Genomic DNA, 20,710 nt, shown 5'->3' with positions numbered 1-20,710 from the left:
GGATCACCTGCGCCACTGGAAGTTGTCGGGCTGGAGCACCCCGGGAACCACCAGGTAGGGGGCCGACACCTCGGAGAAGAGCGGGCGGCCGGTGTCCGCCTGCGCCGCCGCCAGGTTCCGCTCGCCGAGCGTGTCCTGTACGAGGACCAGTACCGGCGCCGAGAAGGTCCCGTCGGCCCCCACCACCACGGGGGCGGAGGCGACCGTCACCCCCCGGCTCCAGCGCAGGTCCACCGTCACGCCCGGCGGGAACTGGCTGCCGCGCGCCTGGGGCACCGAACCGGGCGGCCCGAGCGGCGGGCTGAGCTCCAGCGCCGGCTGCCGTAAGGTCACCTGCGCGGCGGCCGTGTTGTTGCCGGGGACCGCGTCCGAGCCGGTGGTCGTGACCGAGGCGGTGATCGCCCCGGTCAGCGCCGGGCCCGCGGCGAGTTCCAGCTGGACGGTGGTCCGCTCCCCGGGCCGGAGGTCCGCCACCGGGCAGCCGGCGGCGCTCACGCAGCCCGGCCGGGACACCGAGGCGAGGCCCAGGCCCGGCGGCACGGTGAGGGTGAGGGTCAGCCCGGTCGCCGGCAGCGCCCCGGGGTTGGAGACCACCACCTCGGCGGTGATCCGGCCGCCCGTGTACGCGGTGCGCGGCGCGGCGGTCACGGATACCGACGGGTCCGCGAGGCGCGCCGGGGGCGGCGGCGGGGCCTCCTCCACGACCAGCGGGGCGGAGGCGGTGTTGTTGGTGGGGTTGCTGTCCTCCCCGGCCGTGACGGCGGTGCCGGTGGCGTTGCCGCTCAGGGCGGTCGCCGAGCCGACCACGCGGGTCACGGTCGCCGAGGCGCCCGGGGCCAGGTCGCCCAGCGCGCAGCCCGCGGCCGGGCAGGGCGGGGTGGCGGAGACGACGGTCATGCCGGCCGGCAGCACCGTGGTCAGCAGCACGCTCTTGGCGGGGGCGTCGCCGAGGTTGGTCACCTTGTAGACGACGGTGGACTGCTCGCCCGTCCTGAAGTGGTCGGGGGTGGCCGTGACGGTGACCGCGGCGTCGGGACGGCGCGGGTCGACGAAGGTCAGGTCCACTGCGGCCCGGTCGTTGTCCGGGTTGCCGTCGGCGCCGCCCCGGGTAGTGGTGACGGCCTTGCCCTCGACGGTCCCGGAGAGGCCCTCGGGCGAGGTGTACTCCCAGGTGAGATCCTTCTCGTCGCCCGGTTTGAGGGAGCCGAGCGCGCAGCCCTCGGCCGGGCAGGCGGTGCCGGTGAGCAGGGTCAGTCCGGGTGGCAGGGTCAGTTTCAGGAGCACGTTCTCCGCGACGGCGGTTCCGGCGTTGCGGACCGTGAACTCGACCTTCGTCCGCTCGTTGATCTTCAGTACGGGCGGGGTCGCGGTCGCGGTCACGGCGAGGTCGGGGACGACGACGGCGACCACGGACGCGGCCTGGTTGTCGGCGGGCCGGTGATCGGGCAGCCCGGTCTCGGCCGTGGCGCGGGCCTCGTGGGCCCCCAGTGCGGCTCCCTTGACCGACAGCTCGACCCGGGTAGCCGCGCCGGCTGGCACTACGCCGAGGTCACAGGCCAACTGGGCCGTGCAGCTGCCCTGTTGCGGGACGGGCGCGCCGACGGCCTGGAGGCCCGGCGGCAGGGTGAAGCGCACCTTCGTGGCGGGCGAGGGGGCGATCCCGTCGTTGCGCAGGGTCAGGACCAGCTTTCCGGTGGCTCCGAGCAGCAGCGTGGGCTCGGTGGCCGTCAGCGTGACGTGCAGGTCGGCGCTCGGCTCCCAGGTGGGCTGGGACTGGCCGGCGCCCGTGGTGCCGGGGAACAGCTCCGTGTAGTCGTCCTCGCCGCCGTCGTTGTCGGGGTCGATGACCAGGATGCGGCGGTCGGTCTGCCGGGCGCCGGTCCTGCGTACGTCCACGGCCAGCCGGTGCCCGCCGGGCGAGTAGGCGGGGTTGTCCGGCTGCTGGTAGCCGAACCCCTCGGGCGGGGCGGGGATCGTGTCGGCGCAGCCGGGCTGACGGGGCACGACCGCCCGGCAGTTGCTGCCGTTCGGGGCGGCCAGCAGCACGATGCTCGGCTCGTCCGTCACGGTCCGGGTCACCGCGTCCACGGTGGGGGCGCGGTCCGCGGACCGGGCGGCGCCGACGGTTTCGTTGATGTAGTGCTCCTGCCGGACGAAGGCCAGTGCGCCGCCGCGCGGATCGTAGACGGGGCGCTGGTCGATCACCGCGCAGGACGCCCCGCACTGCGCGCCCGTCACGTCGAACTGGCCCTGGCCGTCGGTCGCGTTGGCGGTCCAGATGTGCCGGTCGGCGTACCAGCGGGGCGGCCCCGGGGCCGCGGCCGCTGCGGGCCGGGCGGCCGAGAGGTGCGGGTCGGTGGGCCGGGGGACGCACTCGCTCCAGCGGGAGAAGGCCAGTTTGGTGCCGTCCGGGGACCAGCTCGGCTCGCGGTCGTCCGAGCCGCAGTCGTCACCGCTCTGGCTGCGCGGCCACACGGTGGACAGGAGTTTCCAGTCGGCGGGCCGTCCCGAGACGTCGACGACGGCGATCTCGGTCCGGGGGGTGGGGTCGCCCTCGGTGGGCGCGGCCTGGCGGGCGAAGGCCAGCCGGGTGCCGTCCGGGGACCAGGCGGGCCGGGTCTGCGTCTCGTACGCGTCCATCCCCTGGTACTTCAGCGGCTGTGCGGCCGCGAGCGCCTCCGGCTCCCCGATCATGATCTGTACGTCGCTCCCCTCGGCCGCGACCGCGGCCGCCTTCCCGCTCGCCGCCTTCCCGCTGTCCGCCTTCCCGCTGTCCGCCTTCCCGCCCGCCGCCGGGCCTTTCACAGCCGTCCCCCGCACCGGCGCCGTCAGCGACGCGCCGCCCAGTACGCGTACGAAGGCCAGCCGGCGCGCGTCCGGCGCGTACGCCGGGTCCGCGAGGTAGTACTCCTCCCCCAGCACGGACCGCAGGAGCACGCGGTCGAGCGGCAGCCCGGCCCGCTGGCGCTCGATGCCGATCCGCTCCCAGTCCTCGCCGGCCGCCAGCGGCTGCGGATTCGCCCCGGCCGCGGTGTACCAGCCGACGTTGTGCGTATCCAGCGGTACGACGCTCTCGGGGTCGAACAGCGGTGTGCCCGGGCAGCCGGCGCACGGCGCGGCGGGATCGACGAGGTAGGGCTGGCCGACCAGCGCGAGCAGCCGCCCGGCGTCCGGCCGCCAGGCGAGGTCGAGCCGCTGCTCGCCGCCGCCGGCCTCCGCGCGCGCCAGGGCCGTGTGCGGGGTCTGCCCGCGCCCGCCGGCCGGCACGGTGACCACGCCGTACGCGGTGACCCCGTCGTTGCCGTACGGGGTGAGGTAGACGATGCGGTCCTGGCCGCCGGGCTCCCACACGGGTCGCAGGGCTCTCTCCCCGGCGGGCGAGACCCGTACCGCGGCGCCGCCGGCGATCGGGGCGCGCAGGGCGGCGTCGCCGCGCGAGTAGACCAACTCGGTGCTGTCGGGCGACCAGTCGGGGTCCTCGGCGCCCTCGGCGACCTGCCGCAGTCCGGTGCCGTCCGTGCGGACGACCCACACGCCGATGGGGACCTCGCCGCGCCCCTCGCGGTCGTCGCAGCGGTAGCGGGTGGCGGGCTTGCCGTCACCGGGGTCGTTCCCCCAGGCCGTGAACGCGATCCACTGCCGGTCCGGGGAGAGCACGGGGTTCGCGATCCGCAGGCCCGGCTGCCAGAACACCCGCACGGCGGGCCCGTTGCCGGTCCGCCGGTACAGTCCCTCGCCCTGGCCGCTGCGGTCGCTGACCCACACCAGGTCGTCGCCGCGCGCGGCGGGCTGGCAGTCGTTGCCCGCCGTGCCGACGGGCAGCAGCGGGGCCAACTCGCCCCGGGGGCCGACCGTGGCGATGCGGTGGCGCAGGCCTTCGGCGACGTACGCGATCCGCCCGGGGTCCGCGGCGTCCGCCGGTGCGGCCAGGGGCGCCGCCGGTGCGCGGGCAGGCGCCATCGGGGGCACGACCCCCATCAGCGCCATGGCCGTCACCAGCACCATGGACCGCCCGAACCTGAAGCCACCTCGTCGCCCTGCTCGTCGCACGCGCGTCTCCCGGACGTTTCCCCCGCACGCCCCCGGGGCGGGCCGACGGCGTCCGGATAGCCCTCCTCGCGGCAACCGTGGCCCGCGGGGTGCCCCGCCCGTAGCCCAGGGCGGGGCACCGTTGCGGGTAACTCCCGCTGCCCCAACGGGCAATCACCGCCGCGCCGGGGTGCTCAGATGAACCCCTGGCGCATCGCGTAGGCCACCGCGTGCGACCGGTTGCGCAGCTGCAGCCGGGTGGTCACGTCGTGCAGGATGTTCTTCACCGTCCGCTCCGAGAAGGCCAGGGTGCGGGCGATCTCCGCCGTGTCGCTGCCTTCGGCGACCAGGCGCAGTACGTCCACCTCCCGGGGTGCGAGCCCGGTGAAGGCCAGCCCGCGCGGATCGAGCACCTGCCGCTGGAGCCGCCCCACCTGGTCGAGCAGCCGCCCCAGCAGGTCGGCCGGTACGCTCCCCTCTCCCCGCGAGGCCGCCGTGATCACCTGGACGAGGCGCTCGCCGGAGGCCTCGGAGCGCCGCACCACCCCGACGACCCCGCACTCCACGGCGGCCACCAGCCCGGCGTCGTCGATCTCCGTGACCACGAGCACGATCCGGGCCTCGCCGGGGCCGCCGGCGGCTCCGTCGGGCGCGCCGCGCTGGGCGCGCCGCAGCGTCTGCGTCTCGTTCTCTCCGACCCGGTCCGCGGCCACCACGGCCACGCACGTGGGTCCGTACGGCTCCTCGTCCCCCAGCAGCCGTACTTCCGGGCAGTTGCGCAACTGCCCTGCGAGGCCCGCCCGGGAAATCGGGTCCTGGGCCGTCAGCCGGACCGGAATCCGCTCGGCTCCGCTCTCCCCTTGATAGCGCATCGCACAATCCCCCCTGCTCGACGCCCCCGCGTCCCGCGAGAGCCCCACCTCCTGCGTGGGCCCAGTGAACACCCGGGCAGTCAGCGGGAACTCCACGCGGACTCAACGGGCAACGCGACATGCCCTCGGATGTGTCCGTACGGGTGCGGTCCCGCCTTCGTACCCCTCCCTACCGTCCCCTCATGACCACTTCCGCTCATCTGGCCGCCTCCCCGGCCTCCGTCATGCCCGGGGACGAGATCCGGATCCCTCTGGAGCTGCGCAACAGCGGCCACCTCGTCGAGGCCTACGGTTTCGAGGTGCTCGGGCCGGCCGCGGCCTGGACGGTGGTCGAGCCGTCGACGCTGTCACTGATGCCGAACACGGCGGGCACGGTCGAGCTGGTGGTCCGGCCGCCCCGGGACTCCACCGTCCCGCCCGGTGACCTCCCCTACGCGGTACGGGTGTTGCCGCAGGAGCAGCCCGAGCACGCGACGGTCCCGGAAGGCCTGCTGGACATCGGCGCGTACGCGGACTTCACCGCCGAGCTGACTCCCCGGCTGAGCCAGGGCCGTACCGGAGCCCGCTTCCAACTGGCCCTGGACAACCGGGGAAACCATCCGCTGACCGTTTCCCTCGCGGCCAAGGACCAGGCGGACGCGCTGCGCTTCAAGTTGCCCGAAGCGCCGACCGTGGTGGCCCCGGGCGCGGCCGCGTTCGTACGGGTGCCCGTGCGCGCCCGGCGGCGGATGTGGCGCGGGGTGCCCATCCCGCACCCCTTCCAGGTGACGGCGGCGCCCGCGGAGGGCGTGGACCCGGTGACGCTGGACGGGACCCTGCTGCACCGGCCGGTCCTCACGGCGGCCGCCCTCAAGGCCCTGATCGCCCTGCTGGCGCTGCTCGCGCTGCTGGCGGTGGCCTGGTTCGCGCTGCTGCGGCCGGTGGTGCGCGGCGCGGCCAAGGAGGCCGTCAAGGGCCCGGTGCAGGCGGCCGAGTCGAAGGCGGCGGAGGCCAAGGACACCGCGGACCGCGCGGCGGACGCCGCCTCGGCGGGGCCCGGCGGGGGCAAGCCGAGCCCCGGCCCGACCACGTCGCCCACCCCGGGCACCGGCCCGGCGCCGCAGGCCCAGGCGAACCTGTTCTCGTACCGGCTGACCGCCTCGGCCGCGGCCGGCGGCACCAAGAGCACGACCTTCACCGTCCCGGACGACAAGGTGCTGCGGCTGACCGACCTGGTCCTTGAGAACCCGCAGGGCGACTCGGGCACGGTGACCTTCTCGGTGGGCGGCAAGCCGCTGCTGGCGCCCGCGCTGGAGAACTTCCGCGAACAGGACTTCCACTGGGCCTCGGCGTTGCTCGCCGGGCCGAAGGAGGAGATCACGATCACGCTGACCTGCCGCACGGTCGGCCGGCCCCCGGCGGCTCCGGCGCCGTCCGGCTGCTCGGCCGCGGCCCTGCTCAGCGGCACCCTGGAGTAGCCGCGCGGGCCGACGCCGCTTCGGCGGCACGGCCCACGACGACACGGCCTACGACGACACGACTACGGCGGCACGGCCTAAGGCGCCAGGACCGCCGCCAGGTCGGTGCGGCCCGGGATACCGAGCTTGGCGTAGATGCTGGTGAGGTGGTTGTCCACGGTGCGCGGGGACAGGATCAGCCGGTCCGCGATGGCGCGGGAGGCCAGGCCCTGGGCAGCCAGCGCGGCGATCTCCCGTTCGCGCGGGGTGAGGGCCGGGGCGGCGAGGCCCGCCAGGGCGGGGACGGCGGCCGCCGAGGCCCCGGCGCAGCGCGCGGCCAGCATGTGGGCCCGGGCGGCGGCTGCGCGGGCCGCGGCTCCGGGGGCGGTCCGCGCCGCGCCGGCCGCCGCCTCCGCGGCGAACAGCCCGTAGCCCAGCCGCTCGAACTCCTCCGCCACCTCCCACAGTCCGGTCCCCGACCGGCCCGCCAGCGCCGCCACGTGCGCCGCGCACACCGCGGCGAGCGCGCCCTCGTGGGCCGCGGCGACCTCCCGCATCCGCGCGGCCACCGACCGGGCCCCGCCGGTCCCGCCGAGGCGGGCCACGTCGTGCAGGGCCAGCAGTTCGAAGCCGGGGAGCGCGGCGGCGCGGGCCCCGTCGGCGACTCCGCGGGCCAGTTCCACCGCCCGGGTCACGCGGCCGCCGGCGGCCGCGACCCACGGCCGCGCGAGCTCCGTCCACTGGTCGAAGACCACCGGCACTGCGGCCGAGCCCCGGTCGGCCGCCGCCAGGTGGGACTCGGCCCGGGCGGCGTCCCCGGCGAGCGCCGCCGCGTGCGCGGCGCCGCCCAGGTGGGAGGTGTCGTAGTAGCCGGGCCCGCGCGCGGCGATGCCGGCCCGGAAGCGGGCCAGCGCGGGTCCCGGCCGGCCCCGCCACAGCAGTACGGCCCCGTACAGGGCGTCGACCGAGCGCTCCGCCGCGGGCCAGTCGCCGCGCCGCCGCAGCAGTTCCGCGAAGGCGTCGGCCGCCCGGTCGGCGCCGTCCAGGCTGCCGGCCCAGAACTCGGCCGCGAACTCCGCCAGCCGCAGCGCAAGCACCTCCGCGGGCTCCCGCCCCAGCAGGGCCGCGGCCCGCGCGACCTCGCGGCGGGCCTCCTCCGGGCGGCCGGTGTAGGCGTGGGCCACGGCGGTCGTGGTCAGCAGCGCCCCGGTGCGCCTCGGCTCCACCGGCCGGGCCAGCAGCCGCCCGGCCAGCCCCAGCGCGGCGGTGAAGTCCCCCTGGGCGCCCACCAGCGCCACCCGCCGGGCGCCCGCCTCCCAGCAGAGCGCCGGGTCAGTGACCGCCGACTCGGCTTCGTCCAGGGCCCGTTCGGCATCGGCGAAGCTGCGCAGCCCCCAGCTGAGGCCGTGCGCGCGCAGCACCGCGTGCCGGATGCGCTGTACGTCGTTCATGGCGAGCCCGGCGCACTCCCGGAGCACCCGCTCGGCCTCCTCGTACCGTTCGGCCCAGCTCAGGGCCTCCGCGAGGAGCAGTGCGGCCTCGGTTCCGCCACCCGCGTCGCGGGCCGCCGAGGCCAGCCGTACGGCCGAAGCCGTGTCGTACGCCGCCCACGCGGCCCGCGCCCCGGCCAGCAGGGGCACGGGGTCCTCGGTCAGTCCGCCGGCCAGCCGCCACTCGGCCAGCCGCAGCGCGTCCCCGGCCCGGCGGGCGCCGGCCGCCTCGACCGCCCGTACCAGCGCCCGGTGGTGGCGTCGCCCGCGCAGCCGGGGGCAGCGCGCCGCGGCGACCTCGGAGTACAGCGGATGGGCCGTGCGCACGTAGGTCCGCCGCCCCTCGTCGGCCAGGGTCAGCAGCCCGCGGTCCTCGGCCTCCTCCACGAGCCGGGCGTCGACCAGCCCGAGCAGCAGGGACAACTCCAACGGCTGGCCCAGGGCGACGAGTTCCAGGACCTCGCGCAGTTCCGGCCGGTCCTGTCCGTACCCGCCGATGCGGTTCTCCACCAGGTCGGCCACCCGGTCCGTGATCCGTGCGGCGGGCGGGCCGGGCGGGGTGCCGGGCGGCGCCCCCCACTGGCCGTCCTCCAGGCGGAGTTCGCCGGAGTCCACGGCGGTGAGCGCCAACTCCCGCAGCAGCAGCGGATTGCCCCGCGAGCGTTCGTGGAGCCGGGCCGCCGCTCCCTCGGACACCGCGCCCAGCGCCGCGCCCAGCAGGGTGAGGGTCTCGGCCGGGGTGAAGGGCGGGAGTTCGAGGCGCTCCAGGAACCGGTCCTCGGTGAGCCGCCGCAGCCCGTCGGGCATCGCGGCCCCGGTGCGCACGGCGGCCAGTAAGCCCAATTCTCCGTCGTGTACGAGGCGTTGCAGCAGCGCGGCGGACATCGGGTCCAGCAGGTGGGCGTCGTCGACGCAGACCACCGCTCCGGCGAGGGCCTCGGCCGCACAGCGCCACCGGTTCGCCTCGGGGGCCATCCGCTCGGGCAGCAGCGGGGCCAGCGCCCCCAGGGGCACGGTCCGCGTGCCCTCCGAGCCCTCCACGACCGGCAGTTCGGGCAGGGTCCGCCGGACCTCGTCGATGAGCCAGGACTTCCCGGCCCCGGCCGCACCCACCAGGAGCACCCCGCGGGTCCCCGCCGGGCCCCGCCCGGTCAGCGCCGCGCGCGCCCGCAGGACTTCCGCAGCGCGCCCGTGGAAGGGCCAGGAGACCACCATGGGCCCGATGGTAGGACCGCCCTCGCCCCGCCCGGGACGCGCTGGCCGAAAATCGGGTCACCCGTCCGGGTGCACCTGGCCGGCGCTGTGACCTGTGGGGTCCACGGCACTGGGGAGTGTCGTCAAAGTGGCGTCGGCCGCCCGAAGGGCGGGCCCCGCCGGCCAGACGGGACTTCGACGACACGACTAGGGGGTGCTCGCGAGCCGGTCCGCCGCGGCCGGGCGGGCCGCGGCGAGCAGCGCCTGGGTGGTGACCACGCGGGCGAATCCGCCGCCCTGGAGGTTGACCGCGGTGGCGGTGGCGAGCTGGTCGGCCGTCAGGTGCAGTCCGTCCGGGCCGGCGAGGTCGAAGGTGTGGGTGGCGTCGAGGGGCACGAGGACGTCGTAGCCCAGGTTGCCGCCCATCCGGGCGGTGGTCTCGACGCACATGTTGGTCTGGATTCCGACGACCACGATCTGGCGGACGTCCTGGGCGGTGAGCCAGTCGGTGAGGTCCGGGGTGCCGTAGAAGGCGGAGTTCACGGTCTTCGTGACCAGCAGGGACTCCCGGCCCGCCCGGTCCTCGACGAAGTCCTTGAAACCGTGGCCGGGCCGGTCCGCGGCGAGGACGGAGCCGGGGCGCGAGGTGTGCCGCACCAGGACCACCGGGCGGCCGGTCTCCTCCCAGGCGTCCATGAGGGCGGCGATGTTCGACTCGGCGGCCGGGTTGTTGCGCGACCCCCAGAAGGAGGCGTCGTCGAAGCCCTTCTGGACGTCGACGACCAGCAGTGCGCTGTTGCGGGCGATCTCGAACTCGGGCTTGTTCATGTGCTTGTCCTCGGGCTGGATCTCGGTCTCTGTCATGGCTCCATGCTCGGCGGCGGCCGCGGCGCGCGACAGCGGCTCCGGGGACCCGAACCGATGGGATCCTGCCAACCTGGCAGGGATGCGCGGCCCCGTGCCAGACTCGCCGCCATGCACCGCGTCGCGATCGTCGTCCAGCCCGGCATCCGCGCCTTCGACCTCGCCGTCATCACCGAGGTCTGGGGCCCCGACCGCAGCCGCATGGGCGTGCCGCCCTTCGAGCTGCGCAGGTGCGCCCTGGACCCCGGCCCCATCCCGCTGCCCGGCGGGCTGACCCTGGTCCCCGACCGCGGGCTCGACTGGCTCGCGCAGGCCGACCTGGTCGTCGTACCGGCGCTGGCCGAGCCGGCCGACCCATCGCCCGAGCCCGTCCTCGCCGCCCTGCGGGAGGCGCACGCCCGCGGGATCCCGGTGGCCGCCCTGTGCGCCGGGGCGTTCATCCTCGCCGAGGCCGGGCTGCTGGAGGGCCGGCGGGCGGTGACCCACTGGTGGCTGGCCCCGCAGCTCGCCGCGCACTACCCGGGAGTGGTGGTCGAGGAGGAGCTCCTCTACGTGGCCGACTCCGGGCTGTGGACCTCCGCCGGGGTCGCCTCCGGGATCGACCTCTGTCTCCACCTGGTCCGCGAGGCCCACGGCGCCGAGGCCGCCGCCGCCATCGCCCGCTCCATGGTGACGGGCCCCTTCCGCACCGGCGACCACGCCCAGTACCTGGACCGCCCGACACCCGCCGCCGACCGGACGGCCGAGGCGCTGGCCGCCGTACGGGAGCGGGCCCTGCGCCGGCTGCACGAGCCGCCGGACGTGGCCACCCTGGCCCGCTGGGCGGGCATGTCACCGCGTACCTTCGCCCGGCACTTCGTCGCCGCCACCGGCACCAGCCCGCACAAATGGCTCCTCGGCCACCGCCTCGACGAGGCCCGCAAACTGCTGGAACGCACCGACCACCCCGTGCCCGAGGTCGCCCGGCGCACCGGATTCGCCAGCGAGGTCACCTTCCGCCAGCACTTCACGTCGTCCGTCGGGATCAGCCCGCGCGCCTACCGCGCGGCCGCCGCCCCCCGGAACCGGGACGACAGTGTTAGAAATGGCTCATGACAGGACGCTTTGGTCGACCCAGGGGCGCGCCCCTGGGTGCCCGAAGCGTCGCAGGTCAGGTCTTCGCCCTCCAGGCCGTGATCGTGCTGCTGCTGATCACCGCGGCCGTCGTGGCGCTGGTGTTCCAGGCCCGGTACGACAGCGAGCGCGACGCCCGCCACCGCTCGCTCGCGGCCGCCGAGGCCTTCGCCCACGCGCCCGGCCTCCCGGCCGCGCTCAAGGCCCCGGACCCCGGCGCCGAGCTCCAGCCCCTGGCCGAGGGCGCCCGCCGGGCCTCCGGGGTGGACTTCATCGCCGTCCTGAGCCCCGACGGGGTCCGGTACACCGACCCCCGCCCCGAGCTGATCGGCAAGCGCGCCACCGGCGACCTCTCGCGCGCCAGGGCCGGGCAGTCCTTCACCGAGACCTTCAGGGGGCAGCCGAGCGACGTGGTCCGCGCCGTCGTGCCCGTACGGGACTCCACGGGCGCGGTGGTCGGACTGGTCTCCACCGGCATCGACGTCGCCAACGTCGGCGACGTGGTCGAGGGACAGCTCCCGCTCCTCATCGGCGCGGGACTCGGCGCCCTGCTGCTCGGCACCGGCGGCGCCGCCCTGGTCAGCCGGCGGCTGCGGCGCCAGACCCGCGGTCTCGGCGAGGCCGAGATGACCCGGATGAACGAGCACCACGAGGCCGTTCTGCACGCCGTCCGCGAGGGCGTACTCATCATCGGCTCCGACGGCCGGCTCGTCCTCGCCAACGACGAGGCCCGCCGCCTCCTGGACCTGCCGCCCGACGCCGAGCAGCGGCACGTCGGCGACCTGGGCCTCGACCCGCGCACCGCCGACCTGCTCGCCTCCGGCCGGGTCGCGACGGACGAGGTCCACCTGGCGGGCGACCGGCTGCTCGCCGTCAACGTACGGCCGACCAAGCCCTACGCGGGGAGCCCCTCCGGCACGGTGATGACCCTGCGCGACTCCACCGAGCTCGCCGCGCTCTCCGGCCGGGCCGAGGTCGCCCGCAGCCGGCTCCAGCTGCTCTACGACGCGGGCGTGCGGATCGGCACCACCCTGGACGTGGTGCGCACCGCCGAGGAACTCTCGGAGGTCGCGGTCCCGCGCTTCGCCGACTTCGTCACCGTCGAGCTGCTGGAGCCGGTGCTGCGCGGCGAGGAGCCGTCCCTCGTGTCCGGCGCATACACCGAGATGCGCCGGGCCGCCCTGAGCGGGATCCGCGCCGACACCCCGCTGCAGCCGGTCGGCGACACCATCCGGTTCATCGTGCCGACCGCGCCGATGGCGGCTGCCCTGGATGCCGGGCGGGCGGTGCTGGCGGCGGATCTGAACGCCGCGTTCGGCTGGCGGGCCCAGGACCAGGAGGGGACCCGGGTGGCCCTGGACTACGGGCTGCACTCGCTGATCTCCGTACCGCTCCAGGCGCGCGGTGTGGTCCTCGGCATGGCGAACTTCTGGCGGGCCGACACCCCGGAGGCCTTCGACGAGGAGGACCTGTCCTTCGCCGAGGAGCTGGCGGCGCGGGCGGCCGTCTCCATCGACAACGCCCGCCGCTTCACGCGCGAGCACGCGATGGCCGTGACCCTCCAGCGCAGCCTGCTGCCCCGGGTGCTGCCCGACCTGAGCGCCGTGGACGTCGCCTTCCGCTACCTGCCCGCGAAGGCCGGGGTGGGCGGCGACTGGTTCGACGTGATCGCGCTGCCGGGTGCGCGCGTCGCCCTGGTCGTGGGCGACGTCGTGGGCCACGGTGTGCACGCGGCGGCCACGATGGGCCGGCTGCGGACCGCCGTGCACAACTTCTCCACCCTGGACCTGCCGCCGGACGAGCTGCTGGGGCACCTGGACGAGCTGATCGACCGGATCGACCAGGACGACTCCGGCGCCGACCCGGACGCCGCGGAGGGCGGGGCGGGGCCCGGGGAGGCCGCCGGCGTCACCGGCGCCACCTGCCTGTACGCGGTCTACGACCCCACCTCGGGGCGCTGCACCATGGCCAGCGCCGGCCACCCCGGGCCCGCGCTGGTCGGCCCCGACGGGCGGGTGCGGTACCCGGAGCTGCCGGTGGGGCTGCCGCTGGGCGTCGGCGGGATGCCCTTCGAGACCACCGAGCTGCACCTGCCGGAGGCGAGCCGGCTCGTGCTGTTCACCGACGGCCTGCTGGAGGACCGCGACCGGGACTTCGACACCGGTCTCGGGATGCTGAGCGACACCCTGTCCCGGCCCGGCCGCAGCCCGGACCAGGCCTGCGCGGACATCCTGGCCGCGCTGCTCTTCCCCTCGCCGAGCGACGACATCGCGCTGCTCATCGCCGACACCCGCCGCCTCGACCCCGGCCACATCGCGGAGTGGGACGTGCCCGCCGATCCGGCGGCCGTGTCGCGGGTGCGCAACGCCGGTTCGGCGCAGCTGGCCGAGTGGGGTCTGGAGGACATCTCCTTCACCGCCGAACTCATCCTCAGCGAGCTGATCACCAACGCCATCCGGTACGGATCCGCCCCCGTCCGGGTCCGGCTGCTGCGCGACCGCACCCTGATCTGCGAGGTCTCCGACGGCAGCAGCACCTCCCCGCACCTGCGGTACGCGGCCACCACCGACGAGGGCGGGCGCGGGCTGTTCCTGGTCGCTCAGTACGCCGAGCGGTGGGGCACGCGCTACACCGAACGGGGCAAGGTGATCTGGGCGGAGCTGCCGCTGACCGGGGGTGCGGAGCCGTTCGAGTCGGCCGTACCGGACCTGGACGCGCTGGAGGACCTGGCCTGGTGAGGCGCCCGGGCGCGGGTACCCGCAGGGTCTACGGGTCCCGCGGTGCCACCGTACGGGCCAGCAGTACGGCCACGTCGTCCTGCGGGTCCCCCGGCAGCAGCCTCGCCAGGATCCCGTCGCACAGCTCCTCCAGCGGCTGCCCGGCCGCCCGCAGCGCCCCCGCGAGTTCGGCCATGCCCTGGTCCAGGTCGCGGTCCCGGGCCTCGATCAGGCCGTCGGTGTACAGCACGAGCAGGCTCCCCGGGGGCAGCCGCACCTCCTCGGTGCGGAATTCGTGGCCACCGGTGCCCAGCGGCGTCCCGGGCGGCCCGTCGAGGAAGGTGATGGTCCCGTCCTCGGTCACGACGGCCGGCGGCGGGTGCCCGGCGCGGGCGATCACGCAGTTGCCCGTCGCCGGGTCGTGGACGGCGTAGACGCAGGTCGCCATCTCGTCCTCGCCCAGGTCGACCACGACGGCATCCAGGGAGCGGAGCATCTGCGCCGGTGGCACGTCGTGCCGCGCCAGGGTCCGTACGGCGGTGCGCAGCTGCCCCATGACGGCGGCGGCGTGGATCCCGTGGCCCATCACGTCGCCGATGACCAGGCCGGTCCGGCCGCCGGGCAGCTGGATCACGTCGAACCAGTCGCCGCCGACGTCGTGGTCGCTGGCGGGCAGGTAGCGGCCGGTCAGCTCCAGTCCGGTGACCTCGGGCAGGTCGCTGTTGGTGAGGCTGCGCTGGAGGGTCAGCGCGGCCGCGCGCTGGGTGGTGTACATCCGGGCGTTGTCGATGTTGAGCGCCGCCCGGGCGACCAGTTCGTCCACGAGGACGCAGTCCTGCTCGTCGAAGGGCTCGCGCCCCTTCATCCGGGTCACCGCGACCGCGCCGAGCACCCGGCCGCGCGCGACGAGCGGGATCAGGCGGGCCGAGCCGAGGGTGGCCAGGTAGGTGCGCAGCGCCTCGGCGCTCGGCCCCGGCTCCCTGATCAGCGCCGGGATGTCGGACAGGTAGAGGTTCATGGGCCGTCCGTCGGCGATGACCCGCTCGTAGACGGTGCCCTCGGGGATCTGGAAGGTCTGTCCCGCGACCAGTTTGGCGGTGGGCGCCTCCGGGTCCGGGAAGACCGCGGCGAGGCGCCGCAGGACCCCGCGCGTGGAGGCTCCGGCGTCGTCGGGCTCCAGTACCGCAGCGAGCAGCTGTACGTCGGCCGAGTCCGCGAGCTGCGGTACCAGCACCTCCACGATCTCCTGCGCGGTCTGGTGCAGGTCCAGCGTCGTACCGATGCGGGTGCCGGCCTCGGCGAGCAGGGCGAAGCGGCGCCGGGCCCGCTCGGCCTCGGCCTGGGCGCGCTGCCCGTCGGTGATGTCGATGAGGGAGGCGATCAGGCCGAGCGGCCGGCCGGAGCCGTCGAGCAGCGGGGCGTACGAGCAGGACCACGTCCGGTCGTTCTCCGGATCGGCGGCGGTCCGCCCGGTGCGGCGGACGTCGACCACGGCGGTGCCCCGGTCCAGGACCTGCTGCATCAGCAGCTCCAGCGCGTCGGCGTTGACCCCGGGCACGACCTCGGTGAGCCGTTTGCCGAGGTGCTCGGCGGCGGGGACGCCGTTCATCCGGGCCAGTGCGTCGTTGACGCGCAGGAAGCGCAGGTCGGGGCCGAGGGTGCCGAGGCCGATGGGCGACTGCGTGAAGAGGCTCTGGAGGGCGGCGAGGGAGTCCCGCATGCGCAGGACCTCGGAGGTCTCCACGGCGATCAGCAGGGCCCCCGTGCGGCCCTGGGGGTCCGCCGCGGGGACGATCCACATCTCCATCGGGACCGTGTGGCCGTCGCGGTGCCGTACGGGCAGGGTGCCGACGACGGTCTCGCCGGCCTGGACGCGGCGCGTCAGGTCGTCGGCGAGCTCACGGTTGGCGTCGGGGACGAGCACCGAGCTGCCGGGGCGGCCCAGGATGTCTTCGGGGCGGTGGCCGAGCAGGTCCTGGGCGGCCAGCGACCACTCGACGACGCGCCCCTCGGCGTCCTCCCGCCACAGGGCGATCGGCAGCAGCTCGCGGAGCACGCCCGCGTACCCGACAGCCGCCGTCGGCTGATCCGGCACCTCGCTCGTCTCCTGGTAAGTGTCCAACGCACCGACCTCACCCCGGGGGGCTGATTCCTACCGATTCACCCTATCCGAGGGCTCGGATCTGGGCGCTGCGTCAGGCTGCGGCAGGGCCCGCCCGCGCTCCAGGCGGGCCGGGGTGCCGCCTACGCGTGCCGCAGGTGGCGCCAGACGGCCTTGGCGGCGTTGTGGCCCGACATGCCGTGCACGCCCGGGCCCGGCGGCGTGGCGGAGGAGCACAGGAAGACGGCCGGGTGGGCCGTCGTGTACGGGGAGAGGGAGAGCTTCGGGCGCAGCAGGAGTTGGAGTCCCGAGGCCGCGCCGCAGGCGATGTCGCCGCCGACGTAGTTGGCATTGCGGGCGGCGAGTTCGGGCGGGCCGGCCGTGGCGCGGGCCAGGACCAGATCGCGGAAGCCGGGTGCGAAGCGCTCCAGTTGGCGCTCGACGGCGTCGGTGAGGTCGCCGTCCCAGCGCGCGGGGACGTGGCCGTACGCCCAGAAGACGTGCTTGCCCTCGGGTGCCCGGCCGGGGTCGACGAGGCTGGGCTGCGCGGTGATGAGGAAGGGGTTGCGCGGGGCGCGGCCGCCGGAGGCGAGTTGCAGGGCGGCGTCGATGTCGCGGGTGGTCGGGCCGATCTGGACGGTGCCCGCGCGGCGGGCCTCCTCGGCGGTCCAGGGCACGGGGCCGGAGAGCGCGTAGTCGATCTTGAACACGGAGGCGCCGTACTTGTATCCGTCGTACGCGCGGCCCAGCCGGGCGATGCGGGCCAGCGCGGTGGGCGAGGTGTCGAAGACGTACGCCCGCGCGGGCGGCAGGTCGTCGAGCCGCTTGACCTCGAAGCCGGTGTGGACGGCGCCGCCGAGGTCCCGCAGGTACGCCGCGAGGGCGTCCGACACCGACTGCGAGCCCCCGCGCGGCATGGGCCAGCCGCCCGCGTGCGCGGCGAGGGCGAAGACGAGCCCGACGGCGCCGGTGGCGATCCCGCCCAGGGGAGCGATGACGTGTGCGACGAGTCCCGCGAAGAGGGAGCGCGCGCGGTCGTCCCGGAAGCGGCGCAGCAGCCAGGTGGACGGCGGAAGCCCGGCGAGGCCGAACCGGGCCAGGGTGAGCGGGTCCCGGGGCAGCGCCGTCGACGGCAGCGACATGAAGTCCCGGGCCAGGGTGTCCCATTTGCCGAGGAACGGCTCGACCAGCCGCCGGTACGCGCCCGCGTCGCGCGGCCCGAAGGACGCGGCCGTCTCCGCGACCGACCGGGAGAGCACGGCGGCCGTGCCGTCGTCGAAGGGGTGCGCCATGGGCAGCGGGGCGTGCAGCCACTCCAGCCCGTAGCGCTTCAGCGGCATGGTGGCGAAGACGGGCGAGCCGACGCCCAGCGGGTGCACGGCCGAGCAGGGGTCGTGCCGGAAGCCGGGGAGGGTGAGTTCCTCGGTCCGCGCCCCGCCGCCGACCGTGTCGGCGGCCTCGAAGACGGCCACGGAGAATCCGCGCCGTGCCAGTTCGACGGCGGCCGTCAGCCCGTTGGGCCCCGCCCCCACCACGACCGCATCGAGAATCGACGGCACTTGCGACTCCTTCGTCCGGCGGCGGCACCACCCCCAGGGTATTGCGCCCGTCTACACGCGGGCTCGCACGCCCGGCCCTCCGCACCGCTCACGGCCCGGCTCACGCCCGGCTCATGCCCCGCGCAGCAGCTCGCGGATCCGTACCGCCGTGGCCTCGTCGCGGCCCACCGCGAACGGCAGCACATTGTCCCGGTCCACCCGGAAGGGGACACCGGCGACCGTGCTCTGCGCGCCACCCGCCTCGTCGACCAGCAGCAGCCCCGCCGCGTGGTCCCAGGCCGAGGGCCAGGTGAAGGCCAGGCCGTCCATCTCTCCGCGGGCCACCTTCAGGTACTCCAGGCCCGCCGACCCGCACGCCCGGGCGGCGACTCCCGGCACGTCCAGCCTCGCCAGGGCCCGCTTGTCCGCCTCGGACGTGTAGAACGGGTGGGCCGTGGCGACCCGCAGCTCGGCGCCCGGCTCCGGCGCCCCGCTGGATATGCGCTCGCCGTTGACGAAGGCACCCTGCCCGCGCACGGCGGTCGCCATCTCCTCCAGCGCCGGGGCGAAGGTCCACGACGCGAGGAGCTCCCCGCGGTGGGCCAGCGCGACCAGTGTGCAGAAGCCGGGGTCGCCGTGCACGAACTGGCGGGTGCCGTCGACCGGGTCCACTATCCACACCGGGGCGTCGGCGCGCAGCGCCCCGTACACGTTCGGATCGGAGTGCACCGCCTCCTCGCCGACCACCGCCGAGCCGGGCAGCAGGCGCGTGAGGGAGGCCGTGAGGTGCTCCTCGGCCTTGCGGTCGGCGATGGTCACCAGGTCGTGGGGGCCGCTCTTCTCGTCCACCTCGTGGTCGGCGAGCTGGCGGAATCGCGGCATGATCTCGACCGCCGCGGCCTTGCGTACGGCTTCTTCGACGGCGGACAGGTCACGGGCGAGGAATTCATCGATCATGCCTCCAGCAAAGCACGGCCCGCTGACAAACCCCACCGTCCATTGCGTCAACCCGTAGGACACCGGATGGACTCCCGGTGAACCGGCCGCCGCCCTGGCGTACGGGGCGCCGGAGCGGAAGCGTGCGTACCTCCTGGTGGGTGCGGGGCGGGCGTGTTAGACCGGCGGGGCCTCACCCGATGGGAGTCTTCGTGCGCCGTCCCTCCGTCCTGCGCCGCGTACTGGCGCTGCTCGCCACCGCCACCGCGCTCGCCCTCTCCGCGGCGGCCGGTCCCGCGGGCGCCGCGGGCCCCTCCGCCCTGCCCTCGCTGCCCTCGCCCAACGCCGCCGGGCTGACCCTGCGGTCCTGGTCCGTCGCCCCCGGCCAGGGCGGACGCATGGGCGACGCCTCGGTCACCACCGCCGCGGTCTTCGCCCCGCACGGCGGGACCCCGACGATCGATCCGGCGCAGGTGCCGGTGCGCGTACGGGTCCTGCTGCCGGCGGACTACCAGCGCGACCCGGCCCGCCCGTACCGCGTGCTGTACCTGCTCCACGGCGGCACGGGTGACGTCGAGCAGTGGTCGAAGACCGACGAGGGCGATGTCACCGCCGCCCTGGCGGGCTCGGCCTTCGACGGCATCGTCGTGATGCCGGAAGCCGGCAAGGCGGGCTGGTACAGCGACTGGCCCGGCCACACGGACGGCTTCTTCGCCCCGCAGTGGGAGACCTTCCACGTGGGGCAGCTGGTCCCCTGGATCGACGCCAACTTCAACACGGTGAAGGCCGCTTCCGGGCGGGCCGTCGCGGGCGTGTCCATGGGCGGGTACGGGGCCCTGCGGTACGCGGGACGGTACCCGCAGGTGTTCTCGGCCGTCGGCGCGTTCTCCCCGGGTACGGACATCTACCACCCGGGCGCGCAGGCCGTCGTCGCCGACTCCACCTGGACGGTGGGGGCCTCGATCCTCTGGACGGGGCTGTTCGACGGCAAGTTCCGCGTCACGGGTGACACCGCGTACCGGATGGCCACGGTCTTCGGCCCGCCCGCCACCTGGCCCGGCCAGAACCCGGTCAACCTGGCCCTGGACGGCAAGTACGCCTCGTACGGCGGGAAGATGGCGCTGTACGCGGGCGGGGCCGACGGCACCGGCGAGACGGACATCGGCGCCGGCACCGCCGCCCTGCACCAGGACCTGAAGGACCGCGCGGTGACCCACCGGTACTGCCAGGGCGCGGGCGAGCACAAGTGGCCCTACTGGGTCCCGGAACTCAAGGACTTCGTGTCCTACGTCTACGGCACGAAGCCGGAGTCCTGCCCCAACGGCTGGGGCGCGGAAACGGATTAGTTCGTGGCGAGGTCCCCGACGACGTACTGCTGCTGCGGGTCGAGGTGCTCGAAGGCGCCGTCCTGGGCGACGACCGCCGTGCCGGCCGGCGGGACGTAGTTGGCGTACGGCGTGACTCCCGCGGTGACGGCGGCGGCGAGCACGGCGACGGCGACGGCAGCGGTTCTGAGACTCATGGCGATCCCCCGGTCCTGTCCGGCCCCCCTCCGGGTCCGGTACCGGGTCAGGCTGCCAGCCCGGCCCCGGCCCGGCAAGCATCCGAATTACGGGACGTGCGATTGCGGTTTCGCCGGACCGGAGTCCGAGAACGGGCTGTCGCCCAGGCCGGCCAGGAGGTCGGCCGGGTCCCGGTAGACGGCGACGGCTCCCGCGTCCTCCAGGTCGCCCCGGGGGATCCCGCCGCACAGCAGCCCGACGGCGGTCACACCGGCCCGGACGGCGGCCTTCATGTCCCACACGGTGTCACCGACGAACACCGCGCGCCCGGGCGGCGTCCGGACCAGTTCGAGGGCGTGGTGCAGCGGGTCGGGCGCGGGCTTGCCCTGCTCCACGTCGTCGGAGGTGGCGGTGTCGGTGATGGCGTCCTCGGCGTCGATGGCCCGGCGCAGGGCGCCCAGTTCGCTGTCCTTCGCGGAGGTGACCAGCACCACCTTCCAGCCGGCCCGCGACAGCGCCCGCAGCAGGCGGGCCGCCGAGTCCATGGCGGGGAGCCGGTCGAAGTAGGTGGCGTACAGGGTGTCGTGGGCGGCGCTCAGCCGCTCGTCCCCCGAGCGGTCGCGGTCCTCCCCGAGGAGGTGGTCGAGGAGGTCCTCCCCGGGGAGCCCGATCGCCCGGTGGATGTCGTGCGTGGCCACCCGGTGCCCGGACTGGCGCAGCGCCTCCCACCAGGAGGTGACGTGGAGGTGGTTGGTGTCCGTGAGGGTGCCGTCGATGTCGAAGAGTGCGGCGCGGTTCATGGTGGCGGCTCCTCAGGGAGTGGCGCCCCCGGTCCCGGGGGGGGGGGGGGGGGGGGGGGGGGGGGGGGGGGGGGGGGGGGGGGGGGGGTGGTGCTGGTGGGGGAGGGGGGGGCCGGCG

At 75.5% G+C, this 20,710-nt stretch carries 13 protein-coding genes; 4 read left to right on the top strand and 9 right to left on the bottom strand.

Going from position 1 to position 20,710, the window contains the following annotated elements; all coding sequences use genetic code 11:
- Positions 1-3: 3 nt before the first annotated feature.
- Complete coding sequence (locus tag ACZ7GJ_RS01280; protein ID WP_470748204.1) at positions 4-4,005, bottom strand: hypothetical protein; 4,002 nt, start codon at positions 4,003-4,005, stop codon at positions 4-6.
- 218 nt (positions 4,006-4,223) lie between these two features.
- The gene (locus ACZ7GJ_RS01275) at positions 4,224-4,901 is read right to left on the bottom strand and encodes a helix-turn-helix transcriptional regulator (RefSeq protein WP_470748203.1); all 678 of its coding nucleotides are present in this window, start codon (positions 4,899-4,901) and stop codon (positions 4,224-4,226) included.
- Between the two features lie 182 nt (positions 4,902-5,083).
- On the opposite strand from ACZ7GJ_RS01275, the gene ACZ7GJ_RS01270 reads away from it, so the two are divergent.
- Positions 5,084-6,358, top strand: a complete 1,275-nt coding sequence (locus ACZ7GJ_RS01270) for a COG1470 family protein (RefSeq protein WP_470748201.1) — start codon at positions 5,084-5,086, stop codon at positions 6,356-6,358.
- Positions 6,359-6,435: 77 nt separating this feature from the next.
- Here the strand turns inward: ACZ7GJ_RS01270 and ACZ7GJ_RS01265 are convergent, their stop codons facing one another.
- Positions 6,436-9,042, bottom strand: coding sequence for a helix-turn-helix transcriptional regulator (locus ACZ7GJ_RS01265; protein ID WP_470748199.1), 2,607 nt, complete (start codon positions 9,040-9,042; stop codon positions 6,436-6,438).
- Between the two features lie 186 nt (positions 9,043-9,228).
- Positions 9,229-9,885, bottom strand: a complete 657-nt coding sequence (locus tag ACZ7GJ_RS01260; protein WP_470748197.1) for a cysteine hydrolase family protein — start codon at positions 9,883-9,885, stop codon at positions 9,229-9,231.
- A 111-nt stretch (positions 9,886-9,996) separates the two neighbouring features.
- Between ACZ7GJ_RS01260 and ACZ7GJ_RS01255 the strand changes: the two genes are divergently transcribed.
- Together ACZ7GJ_RS01255 and ACZ7GJ_RS01250 are read left to right on the top strand one after the other, a co-directional pair.
- The gene (locus ACZ7GJ_RS01255) at positions 9,997-10,980 is read left to right on the top strand and encodes a GlxA family transcriptional regulator (protein ID WP_470748195.1); all 984 of its coding nucleotides are present in this window, start codon (positions 9,997-9,999) and stop codon (positions 10,978-10,980) included.
- On the top strand, positions 10,977-13,736 hold the full coding sequence (locus ACZ7GJ_RS01250) for a SpoIIE family protein phosphatase (RefSeq protein ID WP_470748193.1): 2,760 nt from the start codon (positions 10,977-10,979) through the stop codon (positions 13,734-13,736). Before ACZ7GJ_RS01255 ends, ACZ7GJ_RS01250 begins: the two co-directional genes overlap by 4 nt.
- A gap of 28 nt (positions 13,737-13,764) precedes the next feature.
- On the opposite strand, the gene ACZ7GJ_RS01245 is transcribed toward ACZ7GJ_RS01250, so the two are convergent.
- The 3 genes from ACZ7GJ_RS01245 to ACZ7GJ_RS01235 form a co-directional block, all read right to left on the bottom strand.
- A complete protein-coding gene (locus ACZ7GJ_RS01245) occupies positions 13,765-15,837 on the bottom strand; it encodes a SpoIIE family protein phosphatase (protein ID WP_470748191.1) in 2,073 nt (690 codons plus the stop codon).
- Between the two features lie 122 nt (positions 15,838-15,959).
- Positions 15,960-17,375 carry a phytoene desaturase family protein gene (locus ACZ7GJ_RS01240; protein WP_470748189.1) on the bottom strand — a complete coding sequence of 472 codons (1,416 nt, stop codon included), beginning with the start codon at positions 17,373-17,375 and terminating at the stop codon, positions 15,960-15,962.
- Positions 17,376-17,486: 111 nt separating this feature from the next.
- Positions 17,487-18,311, bottom strand: a complete 825-nt coding sequence (locus tag ACZ7GJ_RS01235; RefSeq protein WP_470748187.1) for an inositol monophosphatase family protein — start codon at positions 18,309-18,311, stop codon at positions 17,487-17,489.
- Between the two features lie 191 nt (positions 18,312-18,502).
- Here ACZ7GJ_RS01235 and ACZ7GJ_RS01230 point away from each other — a divergent pair, with 191 nt between their 5' ends.
- Positions 18,503-19,636, top strand: a complete 1,134-nt coding sequence (locus tag ACZ7GJ_RS01230; RefSeq protein ID WP_470748185.1) for an alpha/beta hydrolase — start codon at positions 18,503-18,505, stop codon at positions 19,634-19,636.
- Here the strand turns inward: ACZ7GJ_RS01230 and ACZ7GJ_RS01225 are convergent.
- Together ACZ7GJ_RS01225 and ACZ7GJ_RS01220 are read right to left on the bottom strand one after the other, a co-directional pair.
- A complete protein-coding gene (locus ACZ7GJ_RS01225; protein ID WP_470748183.1) occupies positions 19,633-19,812 on the bottom strand; it encodes a hypothetical protein in 180 nt (59 codons plus the stop codon). The two genes, ACZ7GJ_RS01230 and ACZ7GJ_RS01225, sit on opposite strands and share 4 nt — an antisense overlap.
- Positions 19,813-19,899: 87 nt before the next feature.
- On the bottom strand, positions 19,900-20,592 hold the full coding sequence (locus ACZ7GJ_RS01220) for an HAD family hydrolase (RefSeq protein WP_470748181.1): 693 nt from the start codon (positions 20,590-20,592) through the stop codon (positions 19,900-19,902).
- Positions 20,593-20,710: the final 118 nt, after the last annotated feature.

This window comes from Streptomyces sp. NPDC037242, from assembly GCF_055604165.1.
The sequence above is the reverse complement of the archived record's forward strand: the minus strand, read 5'-3'. Positions and strand labels throughout refer to the sequence as shown.